Source organism: Vibrio sp. NH-UV-68, from assembly GCF_042940635.1.
GTDB lineage: Bacteria > Pseudomonadota > Gammaproteobacteria > Enterobacterales > Vibrionaceae > Vibrio > Vibrio pacinii.
Genome location: NZ_CP134976.1, coordinates 36,691 through 55,929, shown reverse-complemented (window position 1 = coordinate 55,929; position 19,239 = coordinate 36,691). Strand labels below are relative to the sequence as shown.

Sequence of the window (19,239 nt, the reverse complement as noted above, 5' to 3'; positions counted from 1 at the left end):
GCACAACTTCGAAGACTTGCTGCAGGTTAAGGCGAGTTAATCCATCTTTGACACAATACCTAAAAGCTTGAAAAGGCAAACAGAATGAAACTGAATTCAATCAGCATAAAACAGAAAGTGGTTGCAGGCATCACCTTTGCGGTACTCGCCTCAACCATCATCGTTGGGGTCATGGCTCAACGTCAGGCACGTACGGTGCTTGAAGATCGATTAATCAACTTAGAAGTGCCCGCCACACTTACTTCAATCAGTGGTCAAATAGACGATGAAGTACGTCAGTTGTTAGCGGCGGCTAAACAGCTTGCCGACAACGAGTTCATCAAGCAGGCCATCGATACCACCACTATCTCGCCAGAGGCTGAAGCGCGTCTGATTAAGCAACTTAATAATATGCGTGCCCAGTACCAACTGAATGATGCGTCGGTTGCCAACCGAGACACCGCGTACTACTGGAACCAAAATGGCTTTTTACGTCAGTTGAATCAACAACAAGACGGCTGGTTTTTTGGTTTTAAACAGTCCGGCAACGCGACCTCGGTGAGCATTTTCCAAGAAGCCAATGGTGATGTAAAAATGTTCACCAACTATCAAAACCTCAATGGCATGTCGATGTCTGGTTTATCAAAATCGATGGATGACATGGTGGCCCTGCTGAATGGTTTCCAAATTGAAGAGACCGGTTTTGTCTTTTTGGCCGATGGCCAAGGGCAGGTACAAATTCACCGTGATAGCAGCAAAGCGAAATCAACGCTGTCCAAGTTGTTTGGCAGCAATACGTCTACCTTACTCGATAAGTCAGATTTCAACTTGATTGATGCTGTGTATGAAGGCCGAGACGTATTAGTGGCAAGCAGCTATATTCCCTCGATGAACTGGTTTGTTGTTGGGGTTATTCCGGTTGATGAGGTTTTCTCAGAACTCAACCAAGTGGCAAAACAGATGATGATCACTACGATCGTGGTTGCTGGGCTGTTTATTATTATGGGCATCTTCCTTGCCAATGGTATTGCACGTCCGATTCGAGCGATTGCCGAGCGTTTTGCTGATTTAGGCAAAGGTGATGGTGACTTGTCACAACGCATTGAGATCAAAGGACAAGACGAAATAGGCCAACTGTCTGAAGGCTTTAACGGTTTTATTGAGAAAATTCATCAATCAATGAAAGAGGTTGCTTCGACCAGTAGTGCCCTGCAGTCAGCAGCTGATGGCGTCTCGAGCAAGTCTCATACTACATACTACATACAACAACAGCCAGATTCAGCGTGACCAAACCATCCAAGTGGTGGCTGCGATTAACCAAATGGGCGCCACCATCAGTGAGATTGCCAGCAACGCTGCAACAGCAGCAGAAACCGCGTCTCAGGCATCGGATAACACTCAAGATGGCCAAAATGTGGTCAGCAAAGCCAAAGAGGCGATCAGTCGCTTGGCAGTTGATATTGAAAATACCGGTCAAGTGGTTGAGCAATTAGCTTCGACGACTCAAGAAATTGGTTCAATTCTTGATGTTATTCGCGACATTTCAGAGCAAACCAACTTGTTAGCACTCAACGCGGCCATTGAAGCGGCGCGCGCGGGTGAGCAAGGTCGCGGCTTTGCGGTCGTGGCCGATGAAGTTCGTAACCTTGCCAGTCGCACCGCGGATTCAACCGAAGAGATCCAGAAGATGATCAACCAGCTTCAAGGTGACGCGAAAGACGCCGTTTCAGCGATGGAAGCGGGTAAAAGTGTTACCGGTGAAGGGGTATCGGCTTCCGACGAGGCGGTTCAAGTCTTGGTGCGTATTTCAGAGCGTATCCACGATATTTCGGATCGCAATACCCAGGTTGCGACTGCAACCGAAGAGCAGTCTACGGTGGTGCACACCATCAACCAAAATATTGAAGAGATCAACGCTATCAACGAGGTTACCACCGGCACAGCTGAAGAACTCGCAGCGGCAAGCTCGGAGCTTAAAGAGTTGTCTGAACGCCTTGACCGTATGGTGGGCAGCTTCAAACTGTAAAGCGTGACCTAGACTGGCATAACTGGGGCTAAGTGGGTAAACTTAGCCCCAGTTATTTTGTAAATAGGGTAAGTGAGATCATGAGCGATTTCGAGAAAGAGCTTGAGCAGATGTCTCAGGAAATGGGTGATGAGCCTGAAGTGGCGCTACCATCGCTTGAAGAGCAGAAGTCAATTGCACAAGAGCTGAAAAAACTTGAAGCACAAGGCAAACTGACACCGGAAGTGCTTGAGCAATATTTTGGCAAGTTTCACACAAAAGCGAATACGCCAATCCATTAAGCGCATTAGACACCGCTTTAAGGTCGCGTATGCGGCCTTTTTATCGCCTTGGAGCGTGTTATGTTTATAGTTTATCGTCTGATTAAGTTAGCGATCATTTGTGCGCTGTTCTTTACCATTTATGACTTTATCGCCTTTGGTGAGATTACCTGGGTTGAGCGTTTATTGAGTCAACTGTCTTAACGTGACGTTATTTGCGTTGCAAACAAAACAGCCACCAAGCGGTGGCTGTTTTGTTTTTATGCGCTTGCGCTATTTAACCGTCCACGCAATCGTCTCACCGGCGCGAATCGGCACTACAACATCTTGACCAAATGGCATAGTCTCAGCCACAGACCATGCCTGCTTGCTTAATGTGACGCTGTCACGGTTGTGTTCAATGCCGTAGAAGTCTGGGCCATTATGACTGGCAAAGGCTTCGAGATTGTCCAGCTTGCCTTCTTGATCAAACACCTCAGCATAAAGCTCTAGAGCGGCGTGAGCGGTGTAAGAGCCCGCACAACCACAAGCGGCTTCTTTCATGCCTTTAGAGTGTGGCGCAGAGTCGGTACCCAAGAAGAATTTGTGACTGCCGCTGGTGGCAGCTTCAATCAGCGCTTGCTGGTGGGTATTGCGCTTGAGGATCGGCAAACAGTAGAAATGAGGCTTAATACCGCCAACCAGCATGTGGTTGCGGTTGTAAAGCAAGTGATGCGCGGTAATTGTCGCGGCGACGTTGTCGTTAGCGTTTTTCACGAAGTTTGCAGCATCGGCGGTGGTGATATGCTCAAGCACAATTTTTAAATTCGGGAAGTCATTGACGATTGGCGCAAGCACTGTGTCTAAGAAGGCTTTTTCACGATCAAAGATATCGACATCGTGAGTGGTTACTTCGCCGTGAACTAACAGTAGCATGCCAACTTCTTGCATCGCTTCGAATACAGGGTAGATGTTTTGCGCTGACGTCACACCTGAGTCTGAGTTGGTGGTCGCCCCTGCGGGGTAGAGCTTGGCCGCGACAACGGCACCTGAGGCTTTCGCCTTGCGAATCTCATCTGGCGTAGTGTTGTCGGTAAGATAAAGCGCCATCAGAGGCTGAAATTGTTCGCTTGGCTTTTCGGCCATAATACGATCGCGATAGGCCAGTGCCATCTCGGTGGTGGTAACGGGTGGGACCGTATTGGGCATGATTAGCGCGCGTCCGTTGTAGCGGCTAATATCACGAACGGTATCCTTAAGTACCTCGCCGTCACGTAAGTGAACATGCCAGTCATCAGGACGTGTGATTGTAAGTGTTGTCATTGTTGCTCCCACCATAAATTGAGTGATCCGATTGGAGCCTAAACAGGGCGAAAGCTGAAAAAGCAAACGCTTACGTTTAGGCGACAGGATGATAGAGCAAACGCGGGTCTATTTCACCCTTTTTATTGTGAGTAACCTTTTATTGCTAGAGGGATTCGCTCAGCGCACGGTTAACCACAGTGCGTGGATAGAACCCGGGACAAAGAAGATCAAGGTCAAGATAAGGTTGAGCAAAAAATCCTTACCTAGTCCTTTATCAAGAAAAACCGCCACAGGGGGAAGAAAAATACACAGCAGAATCATAATAAGTTTATTCATAGTCGCTCCGAGCGTTTGAGTTCAACGAGTAGTTTGCTTGATTGAGGAGACTCATTGTCAGAATCAAGCCAAAGCCTTCATTATAGATGGCTTTCTTTCACCAAAGGGGATTGATTAACGCTGTTTATCACCATTGAGAAAGACATTTTTACTCATCATAACGCTCAGTTTTAAAGCAACAAAGTGAATAAAATCAAACGAATTTGGGTATACTGGAGCGACAATAATCACAAGCTTAGGATTAGCAATGTCAGCACCACTTCTCTCTCAACTTAATGTTTATCCGGTTAAATCGGTCGGCGGCATCTCTCTTTCTACCGCTTGGGTCGAAAAGCAGGGGTTAATGTTTGATCGCCGTTTTATGCTGGCTCTGGCCGACGGTTCTATGGTGACGGCAAGAAAATACCCACAAATGGTCAAGGTGCAATCAACCTTAACTTTCGATGGGTTGATTTTCACGGCTTCTGGCCATGTGCCTTTGCGTATCCGCTATCCGGAGTTTAAACTTCAGCAAACATCGGCGCAGGTATGGAATGATAGATTTACTGCTTATACCACCACCGACGAAGCGGATGACTGGTTCAGTGCGGTATTAGGTCAACGGGTTGAATTACTGTTTACTGGCGAGCAGTCGAATCGCGTTCGAGAGAAATTAGGCCATAATGTCAGTTTTGCTGATGGTTATCCGTTACTTGTGATCAGCGAAGGGTCGTTACAAGAGCTCAATCGTCGTAGTCCAGAGCGACATTCGATGGATCAGTTTCGTACCAATTTAGTGGTGGCAAATAGCGAACCTTTTGCCGAAGATAGCTGGAAACGTATTCGCATTGGCGATGTTGAATTTGAAGCGGTCAAGCCTTGTGAGCGTTGTATCTTAACCACGGTGGATGTCAAAACAGGCCAGTTTCGACCGACCAAAGAGCCATTAAAGACATTATCGCAATTTCGAGCCAATGAACGTGGTGGGGTATTCTTTGGCCAAAATCTGATCGCTTTGAATGAGGGGATGATTCGTCAAGGTGATACGGTTGAAGTGCTGGAGTATAAAGACAAAGAATTTTATCCCGACAACAGCCCAATAAAAATTGCCTTGACGTGTGTCGAGCGCGAAGAGATTGCGCGAGACTTTGTCACATTTTGGCTTGAGCCAGCGCATGGTGAAGTGCCAAGCTATCAACCCGGCCAACATCTGCCTATCTCAATTGACCTCAAAGGCGAAACGATTGGTCGCCGCTACACGCTCTCTTCTAGCCCTTCTCGTCCCGGTCGTTTGGCGATCTCGGTCAAGCGTATTGATGGCGGTCGCGTTTCCAATTGGTTGCTCGATAACTTAAGTCTTGGGGATACGCTCACTTGCGAGCAGCCCAATGGCAGTTTCCATCTTAGTGACAATCACCATCATTCCCCGTTATTGTTGCTGTCAGCTGGCAGTGGTGTCACTCCGATGTTGTCTATGCTGCGTTACTTGGCTGATCATCAAAAGATTGATGATGTGGTGTTTTATCATCAGTGCCGCAGTGTTGAAGACATTCCCTGCCGCGCAGAGTTAGACGCGTTACGTAAGCAACACCCTGGCCTGACAGTATTAATTTCGTTATCTCAGGCGCCCGTCGATTGGTTTGGTCTCAAGGGACGCTTTACATTGTCGCATCTTAAACAGATCAAAGATGTCGAGCAGCGTCAGGTGTTCGTTTGTGGCCCGGATGGCTTTATGCAAAAAGCTAAAAACCTCTTGTTAAAGAAAGGTCTACCTGAAGAAAACTACCATCAAGAAGCGTTTGGTGTCAGTGTCGCGACGGCACAGCCATTAGCCTCGGTGACCATCAGTGTTAACGGCCAAGCATTTAGCGGTGATAATCAAAAGACCTTACTTGAACAAGCTGAAGATGCAGGCATTGCGATTGCTAACAGTTGTCGAGCGGGGCTTTGCGGCGCGTGCAAGGTAACGATAGAGTCGGGCCGAGTCCATCAACCAGAGGTGCCTGCTCTGCAAGAGAGTGAGCGTAATAGTGGTCAAGTGTTGGCCTGCTGCTGCGTACCTGAAACCGATATTGATGTGATGGTTTAGCCGATGTCATCGATGTCAGCGTTTTCGTGCTGGCATCGACGACAGAGTCTCGAGAGGCTTATCGGCAACGTCTTAGGCCGCTTGTCTAATCAGGCGGCGAATTTTTAATTGCGATAAGAATACCCCAGAGATCACCAACATCCCACCAATCAAGTGATAGCCTTGAACCGTTTCTCCAAGCCAGGTTGTTGCCAAACTTATCGCCACTACAGGCATTAAGTTCATGAACATGGCGCTCGATTCCGCCCCAATCAGATCGATAGCTTTCACCCACATCCAAGGGGCAACAATTGAAGCTGCGACCCCCGCATAAGCAATCAGTGGATATGCCTGATGACTTGGCGTAAGTTGCTCACTGGTGAGCCATAGTGGCGTTAACATCAGCAGTGCTAATACACCTTGCATATAAACCATGGTCCAGTTAGGCAGCGCCATCTTCCAACGTTTGAGCAGTACGCAGTAGGTTGCGTAGCATAGAGAGGCAAGCACCATAATGGCGTCACCTTGTGTAACCGTTTGGTGAAAGAAAAAGGTTACATCGCCTTTACCAAGCATAAACGCCAGCCCTGCCAGCGCAATCACTCCGCCGGCAATACTAAGCGGTGAGATAGTTTTGCTAAGCAAAGGGACGCTAATGAAGATGGCAAACAGTGGGACTAATGAGCCAATCAAAGCCATGTTTGAGGCACTGGTTGTTAACCCAGCGTAGTAAGAGAGTAATTGGTTGAGCACCATGCCGAGCAGCGCGAGAAACGTAAGCTTGGTTAAGTTCACGCGAATAACCCCCCAGTGTTTGATAACACTCGCTAAGCAAAATGGGCTAAGTAATACCACCGCCACTAACCACCGATAAAAACTCATCGCACTGGGCTCAATGACGTCGGCGGCCATTTTGTTGGCAATTGCATTTCCGCCCCAAATCATGACGGTGAATAGCGGAAGAAGATAAACCATACGAGCACTCTGGCAAATGAATCAGTAGCGAAGAGTTTGGCAGGTCTGTATAATTATATATATCTTTAAAACGACATTGCGCGTCATAGGAAGACAAGTTTTGAGAAAATCGGCCAAACATTTGCACCCTTCGTTATCAATCGATAAAGCACCATCGGATGTGTTTATGAATTTTGAGGCATTTCTGTCCAATACCGAAACGCGAATGCACAGTCACCCATGGGGACAGGTGCAACTGATCAGCGGCGGAATTCTTGAGATGGAAGCAGAAGGAACGCGATTTTTAGCGCCGCCCCACTTGGCGATTTGGGTCCCGGCTGGAGTGAGGCACACCAGTTTTAACCGCAAACCCCTCTCTTATTGCTCACTAAATGTGGCTCAACACTTAACCGCGAATTTTCCCGAACGCACCAGCCTGATTAAAATCACGTCGATCGTTTCTGCCATCGTTGATGACTTTCGTCAACGCGAGATCAATGTTGCCGATAATGAACAAGACAAACGATTAGTTCAGGTCTTGCTGGATCAGTTGGCCACTCGTGATACTCAGCACCATTTCTTGCCGTCGAGCGATCATAAATACCTTTCAAAAATTTTAGCCGCGGTAGAAGAGAATCCCATCGACAATACTAGCTTGTCTCAATGGGCAGAGCGAGTGCACACCACCGAGCGTACGTTGGCTCGGCACTGTCAGTCAGAACTTGGGATGAGCTTTACCGAGTGGCGATTAAGAGTGCGTTATCTCTATTCGATGGATCTACTGCGTAAGGGCCACTCGGTTAAAGAGGTCGCCCTGACCCTTGGTTACAATCAAGCCAGCCCGTTTATCGCGATGTTTAAAAAATACTCCGGGCAGACCCCTGAGCAATATAAAAACCGCTTACTTTAGTGAGGTGAGAACATAACAAACAAATCTTTGTTATGTTCGACCAAACTAACAAACCACCCCACGTACACGACATTTGCAAGTCCATAAGTTTGAAAAATGATACTGCAGTTCTTCCTCTATCTGTTCTGCATTTCAATTTCTGCTTTCATCTCGAATATAATGGAAATACCAGCGCTTTAGAGTATTACCTCCTGCTCACCAGATGGTTGGATGCAGCAGCAGCCAGAAGTGCTCCGCCAATCACTAGGGTTTGGTAGTACGCCGGAACAAGCGTTAGCATACCTACCGTCAGAGTCATAATGATTAGAGCACCGATGAATGAGCGCAGTACTTTTCCTTCTCCGCCGCTGAATGCTGTACCACCAATCAGTACAACAAGAATAGCGGTTAGCTCCATGCCATCTCCTGAGAGAGGATCGCCAAGGGACATAAAACTAGAGCGGGCGATACCAGCCAGTGCTGCAGTTGCACCAACAATTGAATACAGGGCAAACACCACTAAACCCGTTTTAATTCCCGATAGTTTTGCTGCAGTAGGGTTACCACCTGTTGCGGCAGCGTATTTACCTAACAAAGTGCGATTTTGTAGGATGATGAGCAACGCAGTCACACCAACCGCTACCCAGAACGCCATTGGTAATCCCAGTAATACAGCATCGCGGCCATAATCATTAAACCAAGCTGGCATTTTTATATCGCCCATAGACTTGATCGCAGATACGCCATCCTCGACCAAAAGAAGAGCGACACCTTTATAAAAGCTTAACGTAATCAAGGTGGCAATAACGGGGGTGATGTTAAATTTGACTACAAGAAGTCCGTTGATCGCTCCCAATAGTACGCCGCAAAACACGGTAATCGAAAATGCAGCCCAGAATGGCACGCCATTGATAGCGAGCATGGCATAAATAACAGCGGTTAACCCCATGGTACTACCGACCGAAAGATCGATATATCCAGACACCATGAGTAGCGTGAACGCTCCAGTTAAGACAAGTAAAGGAGCAGAGACACGCAAGATATTGATGATATTTTTCTTATAAAGAAAGTTACCGCGTTCGAAAAGTGCGTACTGATCTAAGTTAACGCTACTCAGGATCACGACGATAGCAGCAAGAACAAAGTAGATGTAATAGTTACGAATAAACTCTGCGGCTTGGTTGCCGAATGTTGGTGATGAGTTGAGTGATTTAGTAGTTTCAGACATAACTTACACCTTGATTATTTATTTCGTAGGGACAGAGCCCACGTTTGAGCGGTAATTGCTAAGAACACTGCCACAGCTCTTAGAATAAATTGCCAATCCGGAGAAAGGGTTAAGCCGGTCGCAGCCGACGTCACGACGGCAAGAATAATGGCGCCGAAGAACATCCCGATTACAGAACCGAATCCGCCTGCAATGGCAATACCACCAAGTAGTGCGATCACTAATGCATCGAACTCCATCAGAAGACCACGATTAGAGAAGCCAGACTTGAATTCTGAAGAGAGAAGAATACCTACAATGCCTGCAACTAACGCGCTAAACAAATAGAGATAGGTAATGTGTTTAGCGTTATCAATACCAGAGAGCTTAGCTGCTTCTGGATTAGCTCCAATCCAGTAGGTGATTCGTCCAAAAACGGTCTTTCTCTCGATAAAGATGGCGATAAAGAAAAGGATTAACATGAATAAGACCGGGAACTGCATAGAGGTACCGAACACTTTTAGATTACCTAGAATGCCAAATTCGGCAGGTAGGTTCGTGTTTCGTTGTGAACCTTCAGTGATAACCTGTGCAATACCACGTGCGACCATCATAGTGCCGAGAGTTACTATGATTGACGGAATTCGAAACTTCACAACGAATAGCGCATTCAGCCCGCCGATAGCAAGCGCACCTAATAAAGCGCCTGAAACTGCTAACCAATAAGGTAATCCAAGTCCACTAGAGAGGGAGCTGGCCCCCATTGCAGATTGAGCAAACCATACAGATAAAACCCCAGATAAAGCAACAATACCACCGACGGAAAGATCAAAATTCCCTGAGATAAGGAGGAATGAAACCCCGATACCTAATGAAATGACTGCCCAGTTATTGGTAACCAAGTTCATCATGTTTTGTACTTGAAAAAAGTTAGGCACGAAAACAGAGGCGACCAAAAAAAGCCCGATGGCAACGATGGCAACCAGTGATGTGATGTACATTTGATCACTCACGCGTCGGTATTCGACAGGTGAGTGATATGGTTTGACTGATGTATTCATCATACTACTTCCTCTAAACCACCCGTAGCGGCGTTTAAAATATAGTTGGTATCGATATCCGACCCGTTGTTAATTTCCGATACCAGTGAGCCTTCATAAAGTAAAAAAATACGGTCACAGACTCCCAGTATCTCCTCTAATTCAGTGGAGAAGACGGCGACTGAATTCCCTTCGCTGGCTAAGTTTTTAACTAGGTCGTAGATCTCTTTTTTCGCGCCAACATCGACACCACGAGTTGGCTCATCTAGCAGTAGAAGCTTCGCTTGAGAGAATAAACACTTGGCAATGACGATTTTTTGCTGGTTGCCACCAGACAGTTTTTCCGTATGCTTTTCGATGGAGCTTGTCGCGATAGAGAGCTTTTCCACGTAGTCGATAGCTGCGTTGAGTTCATCTTTCTCTCTGAACACACCGAAATCGGACATTCTAGGTAAGTTCATAACCGGAATGTTTTCTCGGATAGTCAGGTTGGTAAACAAACCTTGAGTTCTGCGCTCTTCAGGCACCAAAGCTATTCCAGCGGCGATGGCTTCGCGTGGAGATTTCCCGACATCTTTCCCGTTTAACCGGATGGTGCCTGATGATTTATCGGCTCCGAAGATAGCTCGGGCTATCTCTGTTTTTCCTGCGCCAACAAGGCCGTAGAAACCCACGATTTCACCTTTCTTAATGTCGAAGGAAATGTTTTTAAGTCGATGATTACTCAAGCGTTGAACGGACAAAAATATTTCGTCAGTGATTGTATCTCGAGGAGAGTAATCATGTTTGATACTGCGGCCAATCATCATGTTAATAAGCTCTGCGCGGCCATTAACCTCTGTCATTGCTTTGGTCGCTATGTGTTTACCATCGCGCATGATGGTAACGCGATCACCTAGCGAAAGGATTTCATCCAGTTTATGAGAGATATAAATCACCGTAACGTTTTGCTCTTGTAAGCGGCGAATTACCGTAAATAATCGTTCAACTTCTCGTTCAGACAGTGCAGCAGTGGGTTCGTCCATAATGATGATATTTGCTCCAGAAGAAGCCGCTCGGGCAATTTCGACGATCTGTTTTTGCGCCACACCAAGTGTCGAAACTCTGACGTGAGGGTTGATAGAAGGTTCAATGGTCGCAAGCGTACTAACTGCCCTTTTTTCTAAATCGGAGCCCACCAAAAAACCAAACCAGCTCTTCTCCATGCCTAAGGTTAAGTTTTCAAGAACAGTCAGTTCATCGACGACATGTAGTTCCTGAAAGAGGGTAGCGATACCTGATTCTCGTGCTGACTGGGTACCATTGGGTGTGTATACCTTGCCATTAACTTTCATCGTCCCTTGCGTAGGTTGGATAGCGCCGGTAATCATTTTCACTAGTGTCGATTTTCCTGCCCCATTTTCGCCAATCAGACAATGGACACTACCGGGTTCGATTGAGAAACTGACGTCATTAACGGCTCTGACGCCGGGGTAATCTTTGACAAGCCCCTCAATGGAAAGGGCCGCTGTTGTATTTTGACTATTCAAGATGATTTCTCCTAATCACTGAGATTTTTGAACATTTTTTATTAGGAGGAGAGGCCAGCGGTAATCTTGCTGACCTCACATAGAGTTAGTTGTTAAACTGATTTTTTAGCCATTGTTCTGCTTCAGGTTTAGGCATTGACCAGTATGAAATTGTGTATGCATCGTAGAAGAACTCTTGTGCTTCATCGCTTCTCGGTGCGACTTTCTTATTGATCACGTCCATTACCAAATCGATACGTCCACGAGCAGTTTCGATTGGTGGTAGGCCCATCGACAATTTCAGGCTTGATTCATGATCGTAAATCTGACCAAATTCCACCGAGTCGAAGTCTACGCTGGCGACAATCTCAGTGACAGGCTTACCATTTTTGAACTTACCGCGCCCAAGTTGATTCAGACCAGCCATTGTGCCAACGGTTAGATTTGAAGCCTCAGAGTATATGAGGTTCACTTCAGGTTGCTGAGTCAGTAGGTCGACAATGATTTGTTTCGCAGCTTCTTGGCCACCACTCGCATCCAGGGCCCCTAAGTTTTTCGCATTCGGCGCAACGGAAAGGACACCTTGAGCAAATGGGTTCGTGCGCCCTGAGGTTACTTCGGTATGGTTCGGCCAACCTAGTTGCACCATTGCTATTGGTTTATTCGGGTTTGCGGCCATCCACTCTTTAGCCATTTGAGCACCCATCTCGAAAGATACCGTAGCTTCATCGCTACGAGCAGTTGGGATACCAGTATCGGTAATAGGACTAAAGAAAGAGGTCATCGCAATGTTTTCTTCCAGCGCTTCGATGACACCTGGAGTTGCTGCTTCACCATCCCAAATATGTAAGGATGCGCCGTCAAATGCACCCGCCGCAACTTGGTCAACGTTTTGCGTCATGACTGCAGAATCGGCTTTACCGTCAAAAATGACTACCTCCGCACCATATTTTTCTTTCGCATAACGTTTCGCTTCTGTGGCTTGTGACTGGTGGAATACGTTAGACAAGTCTGAAACGAAAAATGCAATTCTTTCATTAGCTTGTACTGTGGCAGCGAGGCTTGAAGCGACAATCATACTCGTAGCAATAAGTCCTTTGTTAAATAGATTCTTTAAAGTCACTGACTTCATAATTTTCTCCATTTTCTATTTGGTATTTACTCGTCGTCTTTGAAGCAACAGCTGCTTTTATTGCGTTGAATAACATTCTTCATTAGCTGTCAAAAGCAGTACAACACGTCCTTCTCATTGAAGTGAATTATCTTTCACAATGTTGAAATATATTTCACGTGTTAAAAATTAGTGAACAAAATGTAATTGGTCAATAGTATATCGATACGATTTGTATCACTTTGATTGGCAATTGTGATCTTGCGCACCTTGATGGTTAAATTGATACGATTGGTATCGTTTTTACTTGCAATGGTGAGTTTTTGTGATTATTTTTTACTCAGATGAAATAAATTTCACATATCAATAACATTTGGTGTTAATTGAAATTCATGTCGCTGAACCTATAGCAAAGGTACGCGCAATGAATGAAGGTAGATATATGACGATGAACGAGCGTGACGATATTCTGAGACAAACGGCTAAGATCCTAACCTTACGTTATATGGAGAACCGCAGTCAGTCGGACATTGCGAAGCAGCTTGGGTTATCTACTGCCAAGGTGAATCGAGTCATTAGGCAAGCACATGATGATGGTTTAGTTGAGATAACACTCAAGCTTCCTCAAGAGAGAATGCATAGTTTCGAACAACAACTGATCAAAATCTTCGGCTTAAAGACTGCAGTTATTCAGCCTAGTCTTAGTAAAGACGATGCGGTAATAACGCAGCAAGTTGCGCAAGCTACAGGTGAACTATTAATCGAAACCGTCAAACCAGACAGCATAATCTGTATTAGTGGCGGTAAAACCATGGCTCAGATTGTAGAGCAGATCAAACCAATGAGCTTTCCCAAGGTACGCGTCGTTCCTGCGACTGGCGGTATTCAAGGGCACCACTATACCGACGTAAATTATTTAGCGTCGAAACTGGCTGAGAAACTCGGTGGAACAAGTACTCAGCTACACGCCCCCTTATTTGTCGATACTGATGAGCAACGCGCTCTTTTAATGGAAATGCGCAGTGTTAAAGAAGTGCTTGATCAAGCAAGAAATGCAGATATTGCTCTGGTGGGTATTGGTTCAGTCGCTCATGAGAGCGACAGTTATTACGACTTGCGGACGCTGAGTGGTCATCAGACGGAGGCGTTGTCGAGTACGCTGTGCCAAGGTGAAATCCTTGCACATTTATATGACGATGATGGCAGGACGTGCGCGGATCATTTAAACCGTAAGCTGATTGGATTGAATCTAAAAGAACTTGGCAACGTTGAACACAGTATTGGTGTTGCTGCAACTCACTCCAAAGTGTCCGCGATGTTAGCAGCGCTGCGAGGTGGATTGATTAATGGCTTAGTCTCTGATGAAGACACAGTGGCAAGTGTTTTGGAACAAGCAGAATAGGGAACAATTATGCAAACAAGAGAAATTGGTAACTCAGGTATTCAGGCGTCTGTTATCGGGTTAGGTACCTGGGCAATGGGGGGCTGGATGTGGGGTGGCACAGATGAAAAAGCCTCTATTGAAGCCATCAATGCGTCTCTAGATAGTGGTGTTTCTCTTATCGATACTGCCCCAGCGTATGGCTTGGGCGTCTCAGAAGAGATAGTAGGAAAAGCGATAAAAGGTAAGCGAGACAAAGTGGTGCTCGCAACCAAGTGTGGATTAGTTTGGCATACCAACAAAGGTAATCACTTTTTCGATGAGAAAGGGCAGCCAGTACATCGTTACTTGGGAGCTGACGCTATTGAATTCGAGGTCGAACAGAGTTTAAAACGTCTACAAACCGACTATATCGATTTGTACATCACGCATTGGCAAGATCCAACTACACCAATTAGCGAAACCATGCATGCACTGGAATCACTAAAACAGGCAGGGAAAATTCGAGCAATAGGCATTAGTAATGCGGGTAAAGCGGAACTTGCCCAGTATCAGGCAGCAGGAACGGTTGATGCGGTGCAGGAAAAATACAATTTGATTGAGCGTCAATTGGAGCAAACATTGCTGCCAGAGACGGTAGCATCAAATGTCGCGTGTTTGAGTTACTCATCTCTGGCGATGGGCTTATTAAGCGGAAGAGTGAGTCCTGAGCGAATATTCACTGGGGACGATCAACGAATTACTGACCCCATGTTTACGGTTAAAAGTCGTCAATGGGTTCAGAAGTTCTGTCAGTCTATCGAGCCGATTGCACAGCGAAAAGGTATAACGGTTGCTCAACTTGTCATCGCCTCGACCTTGCAGCAGCCGGGCATTACCTATGCGCTTTGTGGAGCACGTAATAGTGAGCAAGCGATTGAAAACGCTACGGCAGGAAATGTTCGGTTATCACAAGAAGATGTTGCTTTTATTGATGCTAAGTCTCGTGAGTTTTTTGGCCAATTAGAGTTGGCGTAAACCGTAGGATTAAGAAGGCGTTAACTGACTGGCAGGGAGCAAGGATGGATAATCACACAACACGGTTTGGACACCTCAAGAATCAAAACGATTTCGAAGTTGTCGTTATTGGTGGTGGAATCAATGGTATTAGCGTTTTTCGGGAACTCGCCCTGCAAGGTGTGAAAGTACTCTTGATCGATAAGGACGACTTTTGCTCTAAAGCGAGCGCAGCACCTTCACGTATGATTCATGGCGGGCTGCGTTACTTAGAAAATGGTGAGTTTGCATTAGTAAAAGAAGCGCTTTTTGAGCGAAATCGTTTATTAAGTAACGCACCACACCTGGTGGCACCGCTTGAAACAACGATTCCTATTTTTTCCACCTGGACGGGGCTCTTCGACGGCATGTTTAAGTTTCTTGGTCTAAAAGATCGTCCGTCTCAGCGTGGCTCTGTGGTAATAAAACTTGGTCTTAGCCTGTACGATTGGTTTACCAAGCGTGATCAAATGATGCCAAAGCATAAAATGCACTCGGCTCATGATACGCATCAGCGCTGGCCTTTAATGGGAAATAAAGTCAAACACAGTGCAACCTATTTTGATGCGTGGATCAGTTCTCCAGAACGATTAGCGATGGAGCTGATTCGCGAGGGAGTAAACGCTGGTGGTGTGGCTATGAATTACACCAAAGTCACTCACCTCGATAATGGGGAATTGGTCTTAGTTAGCCAAATAAGTGAGCAAGCAGTCAGGGTTAAAACCCAACATATTGTCAATGCGACTGGAGCCTGGGTCGATTTCACCAATGGTTTATTAACCGCACCAAGTCAATACATGCAAGGAACCAAGGGTTCGCACATCATTGTGGAAAATGCACAATTGTTGTCCGAGTTAGATGGCAACATGCTGTTTTATGAGAACAGTGAAGGTCGGGTCTGCATACTGTTCCCGTACTTCGGTAAGGTGCTGATTGGTTCAACCGATATTCCTGTCAGTGATCCTGAGACGGCTCACTGTACGGACGAAGAGATCCAGTACCTATTAGAGTCTCTTCGAGGAATATTGCCGGGTCTTGAAATAGACGAAGATCAAATTGTATATCAGTTTTGCGGGGTAAGGCCCTTGCCTTGCGTTGATACGTCGACAACAGGCCAGATACCTCGCAGTCATTCAATTAAACGAAATCGTGTTGAGTCTACACAAATCTATTCGCTGATCGGTGGCAAGTGGACGACGTTTCGAGCCTTCGGTGAAGAAGTAGCGGACGAAATATTAAGTTCTCTCGGTAAGGAAAGAACTTGCAGCACAAAGCAGAAGCCAATTGGTGGTGGAGTGGGATACCCCTTGAGCAAAGCGGATCGCCAAGCGTATATCGAAAAGTTAGCTCATCAATATTCAACTTATTCAAAGGCACAATTAGAAGCCTGGTTCACTCGCTACGGCACTCAATGCGAAACATTGCTTGAATGGTTAGTGGATTATCATGACTTCGAACTGCCGTCACTTAGCTATTACACCAAAGGTGAGCTGAGCTACATCATAGAACATGAATACGTTCAAACGACGCTTGATGTGCTACTGCGTCGTACCTCTATTGCGATTGAAGGCAAACTCAGTAATTTTGTGTTTGAAGAAATATCAACTTTGGTTGCTCAACATTTTGATTGGAGCGATTCAGAGCAGACATCAGACCGAATCAATACCAAGCAAGTTCTATCGCGTTTTCACGGTGTGGAACTCGATATTGCTCCTGCAGTTAATCAACTAATGCGAAATTCAACAGTTACGGAAAGTGAACAACTATTAAATGGAGAACAGTATGTATTTAACCAGTAAAGTCAGGATGAAACGCCTGTTTAGGCAAGGCCGATGCCTTGATGTTGCTATCGATCATGGGGTATGCAATGAACCTATGTTTTTAGATGGGTTGGAGGACATGGCTTCGGTAGTGAATCAACTTGTCCACGCCAAACCTGACGCGGTTCAAATGAATGCTGGACAAGCCGATCTGCTACAAACTATAGACGGTAAAGATAAGCCAGCACTGGTTATGCGAATAGACTTAGGCAATCCCTACAACGCAGAGCGACATCGTCATATGTGGTCATTGCTGCAAAACGCTGAACAACCGCTTATTCAAGCTCTACAAATGGATGCAGCCTGTGTGGTGGTCAATCTGTTTATGCTGCCCGATGAGCCAGAGCTGTTCAAGCAATGCGTGGCCAATATCAGTAGAGTCAAAGCAGAGTGCGAAAAGTACGGTATGCCTTTGATGATAGAACCGTTGGTGATGCAGCCAAACAAACAAGGTCAAGCTTATATGGTTGATGGGGATTACCAGAAAATCGTTACATTGGTTCGCATGGCTCGTGAGCTAGGCGCTGACATAATCAAAGCCGACCCAACCACCGATGCTGAAGATTTCCACAAAGTTGTAGAAGCAGCGCGTTGCCCAGTGTTGGTACGCGGCGGCGGACGTGAAGATATTGAATCGGTATTTAATAAAGCCAGAGCACTGCTTGATCAAGGTGCCTTGGGTATGGTTTATGGCCGCAATATTTATCAGCACCCAAATCCAAGCCGTGTAGTCGATGCGTTAATGGCGATGATTCATAACGGCGCGTCTACGTCTGACGCGATGAATATCTACTTTGGTGAAAGTTAAAAAACAAGGGGGAATATGATGTCATACGCACTTGGGATTGACTGTGGCAATACAGCAATAAAAGCTGCCTTGTTTGATAGCCATGGAGCCGAAATTGATACGGTAGCGATCAATTTCCCGACACATATTCCCAAACCTGAATATACAGAAGCGGACATGGATGAATGTTGGCAGTTATGTGCTGATGTAATCAAAAGTCTTATCGGAAAAACCAACATTGATAGCTTGAAAATCAAAGCTATTGGTGTGAGCGGGCATGGTAATGGTTTGTATCTGCTCGATAATAAGCGTTCGCCTCTGTTAGCTATCAAGTCGCTTGACAATCGCGCGGCTTGTGAAGTGCAAACGATCGAGTCATCAGAGGGTTATTTTGATCTTAAGCGCAGAAATCGCCAAGGTGTTTGGTCGTCTCAAAGCGCGGTTTTGCTGATGTGGCTCAAACAAAATAGCCCTCAACTCTATGAAAGAATTGGTCAAGTTTTGTTTTGTAAGGACTACATTAACTTTCAGCTCACTGGAGAACTTTTTACAGAGTGGAGTGATATCTCGGCTTCGGGACTGTTTGATTTTGAGCAAGACAAGGTATCAGAACAGCTACTTCGTCACTATGACCTAGTCGATATTTGCAACAAGTTGCCCGCGATCGTTGAAGGTAATCGGGTCATTGGTGGAATAACTGATGCAGCATCAAGAATGACTGGATTAGCGACAGGGACGCCGGTTATCGCAGGCTTGTTTGATGTTGTTGCGGGGGCGTATGGTTCTGAAGCGACGAATCTTGGTGATGTCTCTGTTGTGGCTGGTACTTGGAATATCAACCAAGTTGTAACGGATTCACTGCCTCCAGAACAAGTTTTTATGGCTTGCAAACTCTCCAAGCAGAGCTATTTGGCGATCGAATCCAGTACTTGCTCAGCTTCTAACCTTGAATGGCTTGTACAACGCTTTTTTTCTGCACAAAAGCAGCTGGAGGCTAAGCAGGGTGGCAATATATTTGAGAGCTTTAATCGCAGGTTAGAAGACGTGCAACGGCAAGATGCTCTGCCTATATTTCTTCCTTACCTTTATGGTACGACTGATCGAACTTCAACGGCGGCAAACCTTGTTGGCATTAAAGGTTGGCATGAAGATATTCATATTGTTTATGCGTTTTACGAAGGAATTGTGTTCGCCCATTTGGAACACGTTCAACGCTTGCGCGAGTCTGGTTACAAGGTCGAAACCATCTCTATAAGTGGTGGTGCATCGAGAAGTGACTACTGGTGCCAGTTATTTGCGAATGTGCTTGATGTAAAGGTCATTGCGATGAACTGCAAAGAAATTGGCGCAAGAGGGGTGGCTATGCTGGCATTGGAGTCAGTGCAAATCGGATATGAACCCGAAAAACACCCATGTGTTAGCCAAAGAATTTTCGCTCCTGTAGACGATCACAAATCCTACTATAAACAGCGTTTTCAGAAGTACTGTGCAGTAAGGAATGCGCTAAACACGATTTAGTCGGTTTATTTAATTTTTCTTGCCATGTCATAGCTGTGGCTGGATAACTGCGCGCAA

General features: G+C 45.9%; 16 protein-coding genes and 1 pseudogene. 10 read left to right on the top strand and 7 right to left on the bottom strand.

What is annotated here, in order from left to right; all coding sequences use genetic code 11:
- The first annotated feature begins 84 nt into the window (after nucleotides 1-84).
- From ViNHUV68_RS14720 to ViNHUV68_RS14710, 3 genes and pseudogenes are all read left to right on the top strand, one after another.
- A pseudogene (locus ViNHUV68_RS14720) lies at nucleotides 85-2,005 on the top strand (methyl-accepting chemotaxis protein).
- An 80-nt stretch (nucleotides 2,006-2,085) separates the two neighbouring features.
- The gene (locus tag ViNHUV68_RS14715; protein WP_391091227.1) at nucleotides 2,086-2,286 is read left to right on the top strand and encodes a restriction endonuclease subunit S; all 201 of its coding nucleotides are present in this window, start codon (nucleotides 2,086-2,088) and stop codon (nucleotides 2,284-2,286) included.
- 60 nt (nucleotides 2,287-2,346) lie between these two features.
- The gene (locus tag ViNHUV68_RS14710) at nucleotides 2,347-2,469 is read left to right on the top strand and encodes a hypothetical protein (protein WP_038173147.1); all 123 of its coding nucleotides are present in this window, start codon (nucleotides 2,347-2,349) and stop codon (nucleotides 2,467-2,469) included.
- Nucleotides 2,470-2,538: 69 nt separating this feature from the next.
- On the opposite strand, the gene pyrC is transcribed toward ViNHUV68_RS14710, so the two are convergent.
- A complete protein-coding gene (pyrC, locus tag ViNHUV68_RS14705; RefSeq protein WP_391091225.1) occupies nucleotides 2,539-3,567 on the bottom strand; it encodes a dihydroorotase in 1,029 nt (342 codons plus the stop codon).
- Between the two features lie 159 nt (nucleotides 3,568-3,726).
- Nucleotides 3,727-3,885: a YqaE/Pmp3 family membrane protein gene (locus ViNHUV68_RS14700; RefSeq protein WP_038173145.1), complete on the bottom strand. Its 159-nt coding sequence runs from the start codon at nucleotides 3,883-3,885 to the stop codon at nucleotides 3,727-3,729.
- 247 nt (nucleotides 3,886-4,132) lie between these two features.
- On the opposite strand from ViNHUV68_RS14700, the gene ViNHUV68_RS14695 reads away from it, so the two are divergent.
- Nucleotides 4,133-5,953, top strand: coding sequence for an MOSC N-terminal beta barrel domain-containing protein (locus tag ViNHUV68_RS14695; RefSeq protein WP_391091223.1), 1,821 nt, complete (start codon nucleotides 4,133-4,135; stop codon nucleotides 5,951-5,953).
- Nucleotides 5,954-6,025: 72 nt separating this feature from the next.
- Here ViNHUV68_RS14695 and ViNHUV68_RS14690 read toward each other — a convergent pair whose 3' ends face one another.
- Nucleotides 6,026-6,907: an EamA family transporter gene (locus ViNHUV68_RS14690; RefSeq protein ID WP_391091221.1), complete on the bottom strand. Its 882-nt coding sequence runs from the start codon at nucleotides 6,905-6,907 to the stop codon at nucleotides 6,026-6,028.
- Between the two features lie 100 nt (nucleotides 6,908-7,007).
- Here ViNHUV68_RS14690 and ViNHUV68_RS14685 point away from each other — a divergent pair, with 100 nt between their 5' ends.
- Complete coding sequence (locus ViNHUV68_RS14685; protein WP_391091219.1) at nucleotides 7,008-7,796, top strand: helix-turn-helix domain-containing protein; 789 nt, start codon at nucleotides 7,008-7,010, stop codon at nucleotides 7,794-7,796.
- A 184-nt stretch (nucleotides 7,797-7,980) separates the two neighbouring features.
- On the opposite strand, the gene ViNHUV68_RS14680 is transcribed toward ViNHUV68_RS14685, so the two are convergent.
- From ViNHUV68_RS14680 to ViNHUV68_RS14665, 4 genes are all read right to left on the bottom strand, one after another.
- Nucleotides 7,981-9,003, bottom strand: coding sequence for an ABC transporter permease (locus ViNHUV68_RS14680; protein WP_038173141.1), 1,023 nt, complete (start codon nucleotides 9,001-9,003; stop codon nucleotides 7,981-7,983).
- A 14-nt stretch (nucleotides 9,004-9,017) separates the two neighbouring features.
- On the bottom strand, nucleotides 9,018-10,046 hold the full coding sequence (locus ViNHUV68_RS14675; protein ID WP_391091217.1) for an ABC transporter permease: 1,029 nt from the start codon (nucleotides 10,044-10,046) through the stop codon (nucleotides 9,018-9,020).
- Entirely contained in the window at nucleotides 10,043-11,551 is a 1,509-nt protein-coding gene (locus tag ViNHUV68_RS14670; protein ID WP_391091215.1) for an ATP-binding cassette domain-containing protein, read from the bottom strand. The genes ViNHUV68_RS14675 and ViNHUV68_RS14670 overlap by 4 nt, the downstream gene beginning before the upstream one ends.
- An 85-nt stretch (nucleotides 11,552-11,636) precedes the next feature.
- A complete protein-coding gene (locus ViNHUV68_RS14665; protein ID WP_391091213.1) occupies nucleotides 11,637-12,662 on the bottom strand; it encodes a substrate-binding domain-containing protein in 1,026 nt (341 codons plus the stop codon).
- A gap of 403 nt (nucleotides 12,663-13,065) precedes the next feature.
- Between ViNHUV68_RS14665 and ViNHUV68_RS14660 the strand changes: the two genes are divergently transcribed.
- The 5 genes from ViNHUV68_RS14660 to ViNHUV68_RS14640 are packed head-to-tail and all read left to right on the top strand — an operon-like array spanning nucleotide 13,066 to nucleotide 19,182.
- Complete coding sequence (locus ViNHUV68_RS14660; protein ID WP_391091211.1) at nucleotides 13,066-14,043, top strand: sugar-binding domain-containing protein; 978 nt, start codon at nucleotides 13,066-13,068, stop codon at nucleotides 14,041-14,043.
- 9 nt (nucleotides 14,044-14,052) lie between these two features.
- Nucleotides 14,053-15,039: an aldo/keto reductase gene (locus ViNHUV68_RS14655; protein WP_391091209.1), complete on the top strand. Its 987-nt coding sequence runs from the start codon at nucleotides 14,053-14,055 to the stop codon at nucleotides 15,037-15,039.
- Between the two features lie 44 nt (nucleotides 15,040-15,083).
- Nucleotides 15,084-16,856 (top strand): FAD-dependent oxidoreductase, encoded by a 1,773-nt coding sequence (locus tag ViNHUV68_RS14650; protein WP_391091207.1) that lies wholly within the window; start codon nucleotides 15,084-15,086, stop codon nucleotides 16,854-16,856.
- A complete protein-coding gene (locus ViNHUV68_RS14645; RefSeq protein ID WP_038173133.1) occupies nucleotides 16,840-17,685 on the top strand; it encodes a class I fructose-bisphosphate aldolase in 846 nt (281 codons plus the stop codon). The genes ViNHUV68_RS14650 and ViNHUV68_RS14645 overlap by 17 nt, the downstream gene beginning before the upstream one ends.
- Nucleotides 17,686-17,700: 15 nt before the next feature.
- Entirely contained in the window at nucleotides 17,701-19,182 is a 1,482-nt protein-coding gene (locus ViNHUV68_RS14640) for an FGGY-family carbohydrate kinase (protein ID WP_038173132.1), read from the top strand.
- The last annotated feature ends 57 nt before the right edge of the window (nucleotides 19,183-19,239 follow it).